We start from the raw sequence: 14,849 nt of genomic DNA, 5'->3' as shown, positions 1-14,849 counted from the left end.
CACCGCTCGGCGGTGACCGGGGAGCCCGGCAGGCCTATGCGCGGTCTCGGCCGTGCGGTTCTAGCGTGCCGCGGCGCGGCGGAGCATCTCCGTCGCGGCGCCTCCGGTGCGCGGCGCGGACTGCTCGTTGCCGCCGAGCGCCTCGGCCACGGACCCGATGCCGGGGCGGCGTCCGCCGCGGCCCTCGCCTAGGACCTGCCAGCCGTCACGTGTCATCGTGATGTACGCGCCACAGCGCAGGCCGTGCAGCGTGCAGGCGTCGCGCAGCCCCCACATCCACGCACCGTCCTCCTCCGTCCAGTGGATGTCGCCTTCGCGGCAGTAGAGCAGGACGGCTGTCCGGACCGGGGTGCGGCGGCGCAGATCGTGCGGGATGACCCGGCGCAGCTGTGACAGCAGGGCGTTGCGGAACGTCCAGCCGTCGGTGCCGTTCTCGCGTCTGGTGAACGACGCGCTGGCGCGCAGTCGCTCCTCCGGATCGAGCACCGCCACGACGGCGGTGCGGGGGTTCGGTCGGTGGCGGGCGTGCAGTCCGCTGACAACCTCGCGCGGATTGCGCAGCAGGGGGATTCCGGCCGCCGCCCACTCCGCGGGTTCCAGCAGCCTGGTCGGTCGGTCGATGGAATCTGCGGACCTCTCGGCGCGCATCGAGGACGCGGGCATCGATGTCGCCGAGGACGGAGCGAATCCGAAGGTCACGATCCTCCCTTCGGCTACACGCCACCCGTGAGGGCAGGCGGGGTCGGACTGGGGGAGCGCACCGCGGCACAGCTCTATCCGGGCCACGGGGGAGCCGCGCGGGGAGCAGCTCCAATTCTTCCCGTCGTACTGGCGCACGGCAACGAGCAATTAGGGCTCGAGACCGGTATTTGGCGATGCGTCGCCAATATCCCTGCCCAAAGGTGGTGCCATGGATGCCTGTGTCAGCCCTGTACCGCGAGGACCAGCGGCAACACCCCCTCCGCACCGGCCCGGCGCAGCAGCCTTGTGGCCATCGCCAACGTCCAGCCGGTCTCCATGAAGTCGTCCACGAGCAGCACCGGGCCGCCCGCGCGTGCCAGGGCTTCGGCCAGCTCGGGCGGGAGCGTCAGTGTGCCGTCGAGAGCGCGCAGCCGCTGTGCGCTGTTGCTCCGGGGGATGTGTGCGGTGTCGCTGCCCGGTGCGTATTCGATGCGCCCCAGCAACGGCATCCGGCCGACCTGGGCGATGCCCGCGCCGAGGGAGTCGATGAGCTGCGGTCGGGTGTGCGATGCCATGGTGACGACTCCCACCGGGCGCGGTGGTGCGTCCGCGGTGCCCGATGCCCAGCCGCCGGGGCCCTTGGCCCAGTCGGCCAGTACTTCCACCACGGCCCGCGCCACGTCGTCGGGGACCGGCCCGTCCGGGGCCTGCGGCGTGAGCATGGGCCGCAGCCGGTTGCCCCAGCCGATGTCCGACAGGCGGCCGAGGGCCCGGCCGGGCCCCGCCTGTTCGCCCGCGGGGATACGTCCCTTGAGGTCGATGCCGACCGCGGCGAGCCCTGTGGGCCACATCTTGCGGGGCTCCACCTCCACGCCGGGGCGCCCGAGTTCGCCGCGCGCCGAGTCCAGCGCCGCCGACGAGACCGAGGCCGTGAACCGGGCCCCCGCGCAGTTGTCGCAGCGGCCGCAGGGAGCCGCCTCCTCGTCGTCCAACTGCCGGCGCAGGAACTCCATCCGGCAGCCGGTCGCCGTCGCGTACTCACGCATCGCCTGCTGCTCGGCCTCACGCTGCTTGGCGACCCACGCGTAGCGCTCGGTGTCGTACACCCAGGGCTGTCCCGTGGCGATCCAGCCGCCCTTCACGCGATGCACTGCGCCGTCCACGTCCAGGACCTTGAGCATGGTCTCCAGACGCGAGCGGCGCAGCTCCACCAGAGGTTCGAGGGCCGGCAGTGAGAGCGGCCGGTCGGACTGGGCCAGCACGTCCAGCGTGCGGCGCACCTGCTCCTCCGGCGGGAACGCGAGGGAGGCGAAGTAGCGCCAGATCGCCTCGTCCTCCTTGCCGGGCAGCAGCAGCACCTCGGCGTGCTCGACCCCGCGCCCGGCGCGTCCGACCTGCTGGTAGTACGCGATGGGCGACGACGGGGAACCGAGATGAACGACGAAGCCGAGGTCCGGCTTGTCGAATCCCATGCCGAGCGCGGAGGTCGCGACCAGTGCCTTCACCCTGTTCGCCAGCAGGTCCTCCTCCGCCTGCTGCCGGTCCGCGTTCTCGGTCTTTCCCGTGTACGAGGTCACGACGTGCCCGCACTGACGCAGATAGGCGGTGACCTCCTCGGCGGCGGCGACCGTAAGGGTGTAGATGATCCCGGACCCCGGCAGATCGTTCAGATGATCGGCGAGCCAGGCCAGCCGGTGCGCGGCGTCGGGCAGTTGCAGCACTCCGAGGCTGAGGCTCTCGCGGTCGAGCGGACCGCGCAGCACGAGCGCGTCCGAGCCGCCGCCCGTGCCGAGCTGGTCGGCTACGTCGGCCGTCACCCGCGCGTTCGCCGTCGCGGTCGTCGCCAGTACGGGAACGCCCTGCGGCAGGTCGGCGAGCATCGTGCGCAGCCGTCGGTAGTCGGGGCGGAAGTCGTGACCCCAGTCGGAGATGCAGTGCGCCTCGTCGACGACCAGCAGGCCGGTCGCCGCGGCCAGCTGAGGCAGCACGTTGTCCCGGAAGTCGGGGTTGTTCAACCGCTCCGGGCTGACGAGGAGCACGTCCACCTCGCCCGCCGCTACCTCGGTCCGCACGGAGTCCCACTCCTCCGTGTTGGACGAGTTGATCGTCCGGGCGCGGATGCCGGCCCGTTCCGCGGCTTCCACCTGGTTGCGCATCAGGGCGAGCAGCGGGGAGACGATCACCGTCGGACCGCTGCCCCGCTCGCGCAGCAGAGCCGTCGCGACGAAGTACACGGCGGACTTGCCCCAGCCCGTGCGCTGCACGACCAGAGCGCGTCTGTGGTCGGCGACCAGCGCCTCGATCGCCCGCCACTGGTCCTCGCGCAGCCGGGCCGTACCGCTCGGGTCGCCGACGAGGCGGGCGAGCACGGTGTCGGCCGCCGTCCGCAGATCTTCGTTGCTCATGCCCCCATGCAACCCGATGGCACTGACATCGCGCGAATGAGTCCGGCGACCTGTGGACAACTCGTGTCGTGTCCCTGATCGAGGTTATCCACAGGCCAAAACGGAATCTTGAGATCCGGTGCATGGTCGTCGCATGACGAATCACATCGAGCCCGTCGGAACTTCCGGCGCGGCCAAGATCACCCTGCGCACTGCCGGCGAACTGGCGGAGGCGCTGCCCTACCTGCTCGGGTTCCGGCCCGACGACAGCATCGTTCTCGTCGCCCTCAACAAGGGGCGCTTCGGCGGCCGGGTGCGACTGGGGATCCCCGAGCGTTCCGAGGACTGGCCCTCGGTCGCGCAGCAGCTGGCCCGCTGTCTGGTCGGCGGATGCGAGCGAAGGGACGGGAGGCCGGACAGCGTCGTCGCGTTCCTCTGCCAGGACGCGTCGGCTCGCATCGGAGCGTCCGGACCGCCGGTCGTGGAGCGCCTGCGACCGCTAGCCCAGCTCCTGCGGACCGAGTGCGGTGTGCTGGACGTACCGGTCACCGAGGCGCTGTGCCTCTCCGACGGACGGTACTGGAGCTACTGCTGCCCACGCCCCGACTGCTGTCCGCCCCAGGGGAACGCCATCGCGGCCGACGGCACGTCGGTGATGGCGGCGACGGCCGCCTATGCGGGCATCCACGTGCGCCAGTCCGTGGCCGAGCTGAGGGCGCGGCTGGCGCCCCTGGAGACGGCCCTCGTCCCGGAGCAGATCCGCGCCTTGGATGCGGCGGCGATGGATCTCGTACCGCGGATCCTCGCGGGCACCCCTCGTGAGGAGGTGGAGACGCAGACCCTGGGCCTCGCCCGGCTCGTCCTGCGCCGCTTCGCGGAGGCCCCGGGTGTCGACGACGACACGTTGGACGCAGATCTCAGGGACGACGAGCTGCTGGCGCACGACGAGGCCGCCGCCCTGATCCTGGGCCTCCAGGACAGGCAGACCAGGGATCGCGCGGCCGAGTGGATGGAGGGCGAGGAGGCTCCCGCGGCGCTGCGCCTGTGGCGGGCCCTGGCCAGGCGGTGTGTCGGAGGGTACGGCGAGCACGCGGCGGCGCCGCTGACCTTGGCGGGCTGGGTGGCCTGGTCGCTCGGCGACACCGTCGAGGCGGATCATGCGCTGGAGATGGCGCTCGGCGTCGATCCGCACTACAAGTTCGCCCGACTGCTCAACCAGGCCCGCTCCGAGGGCGTCGACCCGGAACCGGTGCGGCGGTCTTTGCGCCGGGTCCGGGCGGATCGCGAGGCCGAGGATGTGACGGTCGGCGCTGCTGCCGACGACCTCACGTCCGTGGAAGGCGGGACCGACGATGCGGTAGCCCCCTGTCCTGTTCCGGAGAACGAGGGCGAGGAGGCCGGGGACCCGGCTGTCGTGGTGCCGGGCGGTGCGGCGGACCCGGGGATCTCCCGGGCGGCCCGTGGCCTGGCGGCGGCGCTGCGCCGCAGGGGTGAGCGACGTTCGGGCGCGGGCACCCGACCCGCCCGGGCGGGGACGCGGGCGTCACGGCGGCCCTCCAGGCGTCGCACGGGACGTCCGCATACCAGGGGCGACGGATGAAGAGGGCCGCGGCCGCGGGTGGGCGGCGGTGGTTCATGGCGCTGTGGCGTTACTTGGGGTGGGGGCGCTCCGTTCACTTGAGGAGCGGGAGCGACGGCCGGGCCGCACCGCTTCTCTCCTCAGGTTCAGTCGCTCGGCAGCATGCCGGCGCCTCGCGCGGCCGCGCGCGAAAGGAGGCGCCCCATGCGGGAGTTGAAGCCATGGCCCATCACCCCCGGCGACAGCCCCATATTCCGAGCCGTGTTCACCGCCGCGTCCGGAGACGTTCCCGGTTCGGTGGGTGCTGCGGCACATCCCTCGGACGGCGGCAGACCGGCACGTGGGAAGCCGGAAGCAGGGGGAGGCAGGCGGTGACGTCCGACGCGGCACGGCCGCTCACGGGCTCGGCACCGGACGACGATCACCGCCTCGACCGCCTTGCCGAGGCGCGCGCAGTGCCCCAGTCTCAGGCCCATGCCAGGCCGGACGCGGTCCCGTGCGGACCCGCGCGGCCGCCGTCTCCGGCGCCCGCTTCCACATCCGCCCCGCGTCGCAGCGGTGAACTGCCGCCCACGCACCGGTCGTTGATTTGCGTGTCCCTGCCCGGGCTCGCGATCTCGTCGGAACAGGGCCAACTGACCGCACAGGGACTGGAGGGCTTCTACCGCGCGGGACGTCGACTCCTGTCCCGCTGCCAGATCCGCGTGTGCGGCCGTGAGCCGGTGGCCGTTCAGGCCCGCATGGTCTCGGCCGATCGCGCTCGCTTCGTGGCCGTGGTGCGGGCGTCCCCCGACGCCGGACCCGACCCGGACATCGTCGTGCAGCGGATCCGGCACGCCGACGGCACCGAGCGGATCACACTGCACAGCTCGTCGCTGCGGCCCCTGCGGATCCCCTTGGAGGTGTCGCTCGGCACAGACCTGGCGGAACTCGGAGCGGTGGCCGTCGGGCAGCCCGGACGCGAGCTGCCCGCGACGGTCCACGACGCCGGCCTGCGTTGGTCCTCGCCCACCGGCCACGCCGTGGTCACCGCGGCACCGGCACCCACGGACGCCCTCGCCTCCGCAGGCCTGCTCCGCTGGGAATTCGAACTGCCACCCGGCGGCTCCCGCACCGTGGAACTGCGGATTCGTGCAGACGGCGCGGACAGCGGCAGGAGCCCGGGCCACAGCACGGTGCGGCCGTTCGCCGCAGCCAAGGCACACGGCGACGACCCACGGGTGGAGCCGCTGCTGCGGACCTGTGTCGACGACCTTCAGGCACTCCTCGTGCGCGATCCAGCACATCCGTCGGACGTCCACCTCGCCGCGGGTGCGCCCTGGCGGTGCGGCCCGGCTCCCGCGGAATCGCTGGCCGCCGCCAGGATGGCGCTCCCACTGGGCACCCGACTGGCCGCCGGCACGCTGCGCGCACTCGCCCGCACGCAACTGACCCGGCCCGGACCGGAATTCGGCCGCCTTCCCGGCCCGTTGCGGCAGGCAGGCCCCCGGATCCCGCCCAGCTGCACCGGTATCGAAGCCACTCTGCTGTTCCCGGTGCTCCTCGCGGAGGCCAGACGATGGGGCCTCGCCGAGCAGGAGACGGCCGAGTTGCTGCCCGCCGCCGAGCGGTGCCTGGAGTGGCTGCGCACCAGCACCCGCCAAGGGCTGTACGTGCCGGACCCGGGCCCGGGCGGACCGCTGCGCTGTGAGACGCAGGCGCACGCGCATCGTGCCGCGCTGCTCGGCGCGGAGCTGCTCGACGCGTACGGCAGACCCGGAGCCGGGGAGCTGCGGCAGTGGGCGGAGGAGCTGAGACGGCGGTTCAGAGAGGACTTCTGGGTGGACGACCGGGGCGGCGGTCGGCCGGCGGCGGCCCGCACCGGCTCCGGCAGTCCGATCCCGCACCTCGGCAGCGGCGCCGCGCATCTGCTGGACACCGGACTGCTCGGCGCGGGCACCTACGCACCCGGCCTCCTGGACAAGGTGCAGACCGAGCAGGTCGCGCGGCTGTTCGGCAGCCCCGGACTCGACTCGGGATGGGGACTGCGCACCCTTGAGGTCAAGGAGCCGCTGTACAACCCGTTCGGGCACCGGACCGGCGCCGTACGGGTGCACGAGACCGCCGTGGCGGTCGCGGGACTGTCCGCTGCCGGATACGAGAAGGAGGCCGCGTCCCTGTTGATCGGCACCTTGGCGGCGGCGGAGGCGTTCGCTCTCCGACTGCCCGAGATGTACGCGGGGGAGCAGCGGGTGGACGGCGGTGCCCCGCTGGCGCACCCCGCCGCCTGCAGACCGGCCGCCGTCGCTGCGGCCGCGGGCGTCCATCTGCTGGCCACTCTCGTCGGCATCCGTCCGGATGTGCCCGCCGGGACGGTGGCGCTGTCGCCCGTGCGTGGGGCCCCGCTCGGTGAGCTGGGCCTGACGGGGCTGAGCGTCGGTGGACACGCCTTTTCCGCGCGGGTCAGCCGACTGGGCCTCGGGATGGTCGAGGAGGCGGCGGAAAGTCTGCAATTGGGGGTGTGACGACTCCGGGGGCGCCTCAGGCACCCCTGAAGGCCACGTCCTACAGCGGGCGCCGACTTGGCGGGGAACCACAGGCGAAGGGAGTGTTTATCGTCAGGCAGACGACTATGATCGTTCCATGTCGCCCTACGACCCGTCGGCCTTCCCGCCTTTCGCAGTCACCGTCGACCTGGTCGTGCTGACCGTGCGCCGTCACGCCCTGTGCGCGCTGGCGGTGCGGCGTGGGGAGCCGCCGTTTCAGGGGCGCTGGGCCCTGCCCGGCGGATTCGTGAGGGACGACGAGGATCTGACCGCGGCGGCCGCGCGTGAGCTGTCCGAGGAGACGGGCCTGCGCGCCCACGACCCGGACGTGCCCGCGCAGGACAACGGCGCGCACCTTGAGCAACTGGCCACCTACGGCGATCCCAAGCGGGACCCGCGGATGCGTGTGGTCAGTGTCGCCCACTTGGCGCTCGCGCCCGACCTGCCGGCGCCGCGGGCCGGCGGAGACGCGCACAGCGCCCGTTGGGCGCCGGTCGAGGCACTGCTGCACCAGAGTGGGTACGGGCGCGAGGGCGAGCAGACCGAGCCGCTCGCCTTCGACCATGCCCGGATCCTGGCCGACGGGGTGGAGCGGGCTCGCTCCAAGATCGAGTACTCCTCGCTCGCCACGGCCTTCTGTCCGCCGGAGTTCACCGTCGGCGAGCTGCGCCGGGTCTATGAAGCGGTGTGGGGCGTCGCGCTCGACCCGCGCAACTTCCATCGCAAGGTGACGGGGACGCCCGGCTTCCTGGTGCCCACCGGCGGTACGACGACGCGCCAGGGCGGTCGTCCCGCGCAGCTCTTCCGCGCGGGCGGTGCCACGCTGCTCAATCCGCCGATGCTGCGACCCGAGGTCTGACCAACTCGCTGGCTCGGCAACCTTGTTCGGTGACGGGTCGATACCGCGAGGGCGGGGGCGGGATTCTGGGCGTCGTTTTTTCGGGCACCTGAGCCGTCATCCTGCCCTAAATGACAGAAATGTCGCGTTATCTTGCTGTGGTACCCACGGGTCTCGCCTGCCAGGGAACCGGCGGACGGGCCCCGGCCGCCGAGCGGTCGCCCATCCTGCGAGAGAAGCGATGATCCAGGCCATCGGACTGACCAGCACCGCCCGCAAGGAGAGTCCGCCCGCGGTCTACGACGTGTCCTTCGAGGCCGCCACGGGCCGTGTGACAGCCCTGCTCGGCGCCCGAGGTGCGGGCAAGACGACCGTGGTGCGGCTGATGCTCGAACTCCAACACGGCCGTGGCATCACCTACTTCAGAGGGCGCCCCCTGCACCGCATCAACCACCCGGCCCGCGAAGTGGGGGTGCTTCTCGGCGATGTGCCGGGGCATCCGGCCCGTACCGTCCGCGGCCAACTGCGCATGCTCTGCTCCGCGGCCGGCGTCCCCGTCCAGCGTGCGGACGAGGTGCTGGAGGTCGTGGGGCTCGTCAGCCTGCGCGATCTACGGCTCGGCACCCTGTCGCGCGGCATGGACCGGCGGCTCGGCCTGGCCTGCGCGCTGCTCGCCGATCCGCACACACTGGTCCTCGACGGCCCGGCGGACGGTCTGTCGATCCGTGAGGGCAAGTGGCTGCACGGGATCCTGCGGGCGCACGCGACCGTCGGCGGCACGGTGCTGTTCACCACCGACGACGCCAAGGAGGCGGCGCGGACCGCCGACCGGGTCGTCACGCTCGACGACGGCAAGGTGATCGCGGACCAGGACGTCGCCGCCTTCGCGCGCACGAGGCTGCGGCCCCGGGTCGCCGTCCGCAGCCCGCACGCCGCGCGGCTCGGCGTCCTGCTGGCGAAGGAGGCCCGCACCGCGAAACGCTCCGTCGAGGTCGTCACCGAGGACGGCAGCCGGCTGTCGGTCTACGGCAGCAGTTGCGCGGACGTGGGCGAGACCGCGTTCCGGCACAACATCCTCGTACACCAACTCGCCGACGAGACCGGCGACGCGGGCCCCCTGGTGGCGTTGTCTCCCCTTGCCGATGCCGATGCCGATGCCGATGCCGATGCCGATGCCGATGCCGATGGCGCCGTCGGCGGCCCGACGCATCGCACCCCGCCCGCATCTTTCGGTCAGGAGGCCGAGGTCGAGGGCAAGACCCGCGTGCACGACCGCCCCCTCACTCCCGCGACCGAGCCGTCCCACGCCACCGCCGGAACCACCAGCACCTTCGTGCCGCTCGTCGACACGAAAGCGCCGTCCCCGAGCACCGAGACCGCGGCGACCGTCGGCGAACGCAGGGAAGAGGGTGCGGGCAGCCCTCCGGCGTCCGCCGCGGCGCTGCCACCCCCCATCACAGTCCGCCCCGCACGCGGCCCCTTGCGCCCCCTGCGCTACGAACTGCGCCGGGCCACCGGCATCGCCACCGGCTACGTCACCGTGGCGCTCGTCGTCGCCGTCTCCGCGCTCATCGCTGTCCTGCTCGCCCGCGCGGGGCACTCCCCGCAGCCGCTGCTCCTGGCCGCATGGCCCCAGGCGCTGCCCCTGCCGCCCGCCGCCGTGGGAGCGGGACTGCTCGGCGCCTTCGCCTTCGGCGACGAGTTCCGCCACCCCGCCCTCGCCGCCGACCGCGGCACCGTCCCGCACCGCCTGGGGCTTCTCGCGGCCAAACTGATCATCGGCGCGGCGACAGCCGTCCTCATGGCCGTCCTCGTCATCGGCTGCGACGCCGCGCTGCTCCACCTCGTATACGGACAGGAGCTCACTCAGGTTCCCGCCGACTGGCTTTCGCTGAGCGCCCATTGGACCGCCCTGGTCGTGGCGTGCGCATGGGCGGGGGTTCTGGCGTCCGGAGTCTTCCGCTCAACGGCCGCCGGACTCGCCGCCGTGGTGGCCGTCCCGATCGTCATCGTGCCCCTCGTACAAAAGGCCGTCGAGGGTCCATCTGTGCGAACAGCGGCAGGACTGCCGGGACGGCTCCAGGAACTCACGCTGCTGCACTGGCCCTTCGGTGCGGAGCGGCTCCTCGCGGCCGGAGTGCGCATGGTCGCCCAACCTGTGGGCGGCGCGCTGATGTTGTCGCTCACTGCGCTGCTCTGCGCATATCTGCTCACCGTGCTGCGCCCCAAGGTGCGATGACGACCGTCCGGAGCCTTCCGGTGGTCCCCCGTTCGCAACTCCTTCTGGAACGCCCATTTCTTTCCGATAAGGCGTCAATTGCAGCGAGGACGGCGATCACCCTTTCGTGTGCTTTTCACCAAAGACCTCAAGGGAGTTGGGAACAGCGCCGACAACAGATTCCGTGAGTACCCTTGCGCACACCATGATGACCGCCGCCCGCTCCGCCGACTCCGGCCTCGCCGGACCGGGCGAACTCGACCGCTACCCCTTCCCGGAGTCGGCCGCCGACAGAGTCGGCGTCTCCGCCTGGGACGGCACGGACCACGAACTGGGCCGCGTCGGCCGGCGTGCCACGGGCAACCGCGGCCGTGGTCTGCACGGTCAACTCGTCCAGCAGCTCGGGCAGATGATCGTCTCCGGCGACCTGGGCGCCGACCGCCCGCTGGTGCCCGAGGAGATCGGCCAGCGTTTTGAGGTGTCCCGGACCGTCGTCCGCGAGTCCCTTCGCGTACTCGAGGCCAAGGGCCTGGTCAGCGCCCGGCCGAACGTCGGCACGCGCGTGCGTCCGGTCAGCGACTGGAACCTGCTGGACCCGGACATCATCGAGTGGCGTGCCTTCGGCCCGCAGCGCGACGATCAGCGCCGTGAGCTGAACGAGCTGCGCTGGACGATCGAGCCGCTCGCCGCGCGGCTCGCCGCCGGTCACGGCCGCGAGGACGTGCAGCAGCGCCTTGCCGACATGGTCGAGATCATGGGGCACGCCCTGGGGCAGGGGGACGCGATCACGTTCTCCCGGGCCGATGCCGAGTTCCACTCGCTGCTGATCCAGCTCGCCGGCAACCGGATGCTGGAGCACCTCTCCGGCATCGTCTCGGCGGCCCTTCACGTCTCCGGCGGCCCCGTCACCGGCTGTGACCGCCCGAACGAGACGGCCATCGGCCACCACGCGCGCATCGTCGACGCGCTCGCCGCGGGGGACGGCACCGGTGCCGAGTCCGCGATGCGCCACCTGCTCACCGTCCACCCCGAGGGGGAGCGCGTGGTCCCGGCCCCGCGCGAGCACTGAGCGCCGTCACAAGAGAAGTCACGACCAGGTGTCGCCGGACGGCCCCACCACGTGCCCCGCGCGCGTGGAGGCGGGCACGATCCGGCGACTCGGTCGTTGAGGGATTCGCCGGGCCTTGGTGCCGGGGTTCGTCGCGAGACCGAACGCGCTCCCGGAGGTGACCGCATCTGCCCGTATCCGTCAGTTTTTGACCGCTTACGGGGTGTGACTCGGGCCACGCAGATTGGGCGTAACGCTCCTCGGGGCAGCGCGATGACCTAAGAGGTGACAGCCGAGGAGGGAATACGGCAGCCGCTTGCGGCGCTGACTATCTCCCCGGTCCCAGCCCACGCCGTCGGCCCATCCCCAAGCCGGCGGTCGTCGGCTCCGGTCCACACAGGACGGGGCCGGAAGCCGTTTTCCAACGTTCCGAGAGGTTGTTCGTGTCGGCCAGCACATCCCGTACGCTCCCGCCGGAGATCGCCGAGTCCGTCTCTGTCATGGCGCTCATTGAGCGGGGAAAGGCTGATGGCCAGATCGCCGGCGACGACGTGCGCCGTGCGTTCGAAGCCGACCAGATTCCGGCCACTCAGTGGAAGAACGTTCTGCGCAGCCTCAACCAGATCCTCGAGGAAGAGGGTGTGACGCTGATGGTCAGTGCTGCTGAGCCCAAGCGTCCCCGAAAGAGCGTTGCAGCCAAGAGTCCGGTCAAGCGCACCGCCACCAAGACCGTCGCGGCGAAGACGGTCACCGCCAAGAGGGTTGCCGCGACCACCACTGCCGAGTCGGCGACCGCCGAGGACGGCGAGGAAGCCACTCCTCTGAAGAAGGCCGTGGCGAAGAAGGCGACAGCCAAGAAGGCCACCGCCAAGAAGACCGTCGCCAAGAAGGCCGCCGCCAAGAAGACGGCAGGCAAGAAGGACGACGAGCTTCTCGAGGACGAGGCGACAGAGGAGACCCCCGCGGCCGCCAAGGCCGGCGACGAGGAGACTCCCGAGGGCCAGGGCTTCGTCCTGTCGGACGAGGACGAGGACGACGCGCCTGCCCAGCAGGTCGCCGCCGCCGGCGCCACCGCCGACCCCGTCAAGGACTACCTGAAGCAGATCGGTAAGGTCCCGCTGCTCAACGCGGAGCAGGAGGTCGAGCTCGCCAAGCGCATCGAGGCCGGCCTGTTCGCCGAGGACAAGCTGGCCAACGCCGACAAGCTCGCCCCCAAGCTCAAGCGCGAGCTGGAGATCATCGCCGAGGACGGTCGCCGCGCCAAGAACCACCTCCTGGAGGCCAACCTCCGTCTGGTGGTCTCCCTGGCCAAGCGCTACACCGGCCGCGGCATGCTCTTCCTGGACCTCATCCAGGAGGGCAACCTCGGTCTGATCCGCGCGGTCGAGAAGTTCGACTACACCAAGGGCTACAAGTTCTCCACGTACGCCACCTGGTGGATCCGTCAGGCGATCACCCGCGCCATGGCCGACCAGGCCCGCACCATCCGTATCCCGGTGCACATGGTCGAGGTCATCAACAAGCTCGCGCGTGTGCAGCGCCAGATGCTCCAGGACCTGGGCCGCGAGCCCACCCCGGAGGAGCTGGCCAAGGAACTCGACATGACCCCCGAGAAGGTCATCGAGGTCCAGAAGTACGGCCGTGAGCCGATCTCCCTGCACACTCCGCTGGGCGAGGACGGTGACAGCGAGTTCGGTGACCTCATCGAGGACTCCGAGGCCGTCGTCCCGGCCGACGCGGTCAGCTTCACGCTCCTCCAGGAGCAGCTGCACTCCGTGCTCGACACCTTGTCCGAGCGCGAGGCGGGCGTCGTCTCGATGCGCTTCGGTCTCACCGACGGTCAGCCGAAGACCCTCGACGAGATCGGCAAGGTCTACGGCGTCACGCGTGAGCGCATCCGCCAGATCGAGTCCAAGACGATGTCGAAGCTGCGTCACCCGTCGCGTTCGCAGGTCCTGCGCGACTACCTCGACTAGTCACAAGCTCCTGTACGGCCATCAGAAGGCCCGGCACTCGTCTCGTGAGGGAAGGGTGCCGGGCCTTCTGCGTGCGCGCCTGTGGTTCGATCCTCGCGATGCGTGCGATCCCCCGGTGAATCACTCTGGGTGTGCCACTGCAACTCAGAGTGAGGAGACCGTATGAGTCGTCCCTTCGCGAGAGCGCTGAGCGCGTCGCTGACCGTGCTGACCGCCGCGGCCGTGCTGTCCGTGTCCTCGGCGGTGCCCGCGGCCGCCGACGGCGGGATCATCGGCGGCCGTCAGGTTCAGGTGTCCGACAACCCGTGGACGGTAGCCCTCTCCAGTCGTGACCGGTTCGGAGGTACGCGCTCGGGACAGTTCTGCGGGGGCGTGGTCGTCGCGCGGACCACGGTTCTCACCGCGGCCCACTGCATGAGCCGGAGTGTGCTCGGGGTGGCGCGCGGTGAGGTGCGCGATCTCAAGGTGATCGCCGGGCGCGAGGATCTGCGCGCGGACGACGGTGCGGAGATCCCCGTCCGGGAGTCATGGGTCAACCCGGACTACGACGGCTCCACGAACTCCGGAGATGTGGCGGTCCTCACACTGGCCACACCGCTGCCCGAGGGATACGTCCTCCCGATGGCGGACGAGGGCGACTCCGCCTACGAGCCGGGCACGGAGGCCGAGGTCTACGGGTGGGGTGACACGACGGGTGCGGGCGACTACGCGCGCACACTGCACGCGGCGCGTGTCCACGTGCTGCCGGACTCGGTGTGCCAGGAGGCGTACCCGGGCAACTCGGACGGCACGTATCTGCCGGCCTCGATGCTGTGCGCGGGCGAGTCGCGCGGCGGCAAGGATGCCTGCCAGGGGGACAGCGGGGGCCCGCTGGTCGCCCAGGGGAAGCTGATCGGCCTCGTGTCCTGGGGGAGCGGCTGCGGGCGTGCGGGGAGCCCCGGTGTCTACACGCGGGTCTCGGACGTGCTGCGTGTGCTGCGGAAGCACTCCTGACGCCGTCCCGCGGACATGAGGACGGGCGGCCACCCCTGGGTGCAGGGGCGGCCGCCCGTTTACCGGCCTGGTGCCGTAGCTGGCTCGTCGTGGATGCGAGGCGTCAGCGTTCCTCGGTGTCGGCGCTTGCCGGAGCGGCGGTGAGTCGCTCCGTCTCGTCCTGTATCTCAGCGGCGATCTTCTTGAGTTCCGGCTCGAACTTGCGACCGTGGTGGGCGCAGAAGAGCAGTTCACCACCGCTGATGAGAACGACGCGCAGATATGCCTGGGCGCCGCAACGGTCACAGCGGTCAGCGGCCGTCAGCGGGCTCGCGGGGGTCAGAACAGTAGTCACGTCGCCTCTTCTCTAGCTCGACGAGCTGTCGTACCAGGGTCAACATCCAACCAGGCCGAAAACGTTCCCGCTCGCGGCTTTTCCTCGAAAATTTTCTCCGAGGCCGGCCAGGTGCTGCCGGGTGGCGGCGAATGTGCCGTATTGCGTCTCTTACGTGTCTTACGGGTTCGCGCGTTCTGTCAGGTCGGTCCTCCCCGGCCGGCTTGCCGGGTTGTTCATGAGGACGTGCCCGGAGCCTAAATGGTTCATGCCTGGAAGGGAACGTGATGTGTG

Annotated in this window: 10 protein-coding genes; 7 read left to right on the top strand and 3 right to left on the bottom strand. The window is 71.2% G+C overall.

What is annotated here, in order from left to right; all coding sequences use genetic code 11:
- Positions 1-60: 60 nt before the first annotated feature.
- Together ABT127_RS28445 and ABT127_RS28440 are read right to left on the bottom strand one after the other, a co-directional pair.
- On the bottom strand, positions 61-699 hold the full coding sequence (locus ABT127_RS28445) for a hypothetical protein (protein ID WP_351455849.1): 639 nt from the start codon (positions 697-699) through the stop codon (positions 61-63).
- 224 nt (positions 700-923) lie between these two features.
- Complete coding sequence (locus ABT127_RS28440) at positions 924-3,086, bottom strand: RecQ family ATP-dependent DNA helicase (RefSeq protein WP_351455846.1); 2,163 nt, start codon at positions 3,084-3,086, stop codon at positions 924-926.
- A gap of 133 nt (positions 3,087-3,219) precedes the next feature.
- Here ABT127_RS28440 and ABT127_RS28435 point away from each other — a divergent pair, with 133 nt between their 5' ends.
- From ABT127_RS28435 to ABT127_RS28405, 7 genes are all read left to right on the top strand, one after another.
- Entirely contained in the window at positions 3,220-4,665 is a 1,446-nt protein-coding gene (locus ABT127_RS28435) for a DUF4192 domain-containing protein (protein ID WP_351455843.1), read from the top strand.
- A gap of 563 nt (positions 4,666-5,228) precedes the next feature.
- Positions 5,229-7,148: a glycogen debranching N-terminal domain-containing protein gene (locus tag ABT127_RS28430; protein ID WP_351455840.1), complete on the top strand. Its 1,920-nt coding sequence runs from the start codon at positions 5,229-5,231 to the stop codon at positions 7,146-7,148.
- 118 nt (positions 7,149-7,266) lie between these two features.
- Entirely contained in the window at positions 7,267-8,028 is a 762-nt protein-coding gene (locus tag ABT127_RS28425; RefSeq protein WP_351455838.1) for an NUDIX hydrolase, read from the top strand.
- Positions 8,029-8,248: 220 nt separating this feature from the next.
- Positions 8,249-10,246, top strand: coding sequence for an ABC transporter ATP-binding protein (locus tag ABT127_RS28420; protein ID WP_351455835.1), 1,998 nt, complete (start codon positions 8,249-8,251; stop codon positions 10,244-10,246).
- A gap of 163 nt (positions 10,247-10,409) precedes the next feature.
- Positions 10,410-11,294 carry a FadR/GntR family transcriptional regulator gene (locus ABT127_RS28415; protein WP_351455832.1) on the top strand — a complete coding sequence of 295 codons (885 nt, stop codon included), beginning with the start codon at positions 10,410-10,412 and terminating at the stop codon, positions 11,292-11,294.
- Between the two features lie 422 nt (positions 11,295-11,716).
- Positions 11,717-13,249 (top strand): RNA polymerase sigma factor, encoded by a 1,533-nt coding sequence (locus tag ABT127_RS28410; protein ID WP_351455829.1) that lies wholly within the window; start codon positions 11,717-11,719, stop codon positions 13,247-13,249.
- 162 nt (positions 13,250-13,411) lie between these two features.
- The gene (locus ABT127_RS28405; protein WP_351455826.1) at positions 13,412-14,242 is read left to right on the top strand and encodes a S1 family peptidase; all 831 of its coding nucleotides are present in this window, start codon (positions 13,412-13,414) and stop codon (positions 14,240-14,242) included.
- Positions 14,243-14,345: 103 nt separating this feature from the next.
- Here ABT127_RS28405 and ABT127_RS28400 read toward each other — a convergent pair whose 3' ends face one another.
- On the bottom strand, positions 14,346-14,576 hold the full coding sequence (locus ABT127_RS28400; RefSeq protein ID WP_111662563.1) for a DUF7455 domain-containing protein: 231 nt from the start codon (positions 14,574-14,576) through the stop codon (positions 14,346-14,348).
- Positions 14,577-14,849 lie beyond the last annotated feature (273 nt).

The organism is Streptomyces sp. NPDC001904, assembly GCF_040297005.1.
GTDB lineage: Bacteria > Actinomycetota > Actinomycetes > Streptomycetales > Streptomycetaceae > Streptomyces.
The sequence above is the reverse complement of the archived record's forward strand: the minus strand, read 5'-3'. Positions and strand labels throughout refer to the sequence as shown.